Source organism: Saccharothrix sp. NRRL B-16348, from assembly GCF_001280085.1.
In the GTDB taxonomy this organism is placed as follows: Bacteria; Actinomycetota; Actinomycetes; order Mycobacteriales; family Pseudonocardiaceae; genus Actinosynnema.
In genome coordinates, this window is the sequence record NZ_LGED01000182.1 from 1 (window position 1) to 212 (window position 212).

General features: G+C 68.4%; 1 pseudogene. It reads left to right on the plus strand.

The window, feature by feature from the left end:
• Positions 1 to 212 (plus strand): annotated as a pseudogene (locus ADK67_RS17095) (PaaX family transcriptional regulator C-terminal domain-containing protein); the annotation flags it as partial.

Sequence of the window (212 nt, forward strand, 5' to 3'; positions counted from 1 at the left end):
CCAAACCCACCGAAGCCGACCAGATCGTCCACACCGCCTACGACCTACCCGCCATCGCCGACCGCTACCACGCCTTCCTCCGCCGCTGGGACCACCACCACCCACTACCCGAGGCGCCCGACGACCTCGCCCGACAACTCCTCCTGCACACCGAATGGCTCCAACTCGTCCGCCAAGACCCCCGACTACCCGCCCAACACCTCCCCACCGAC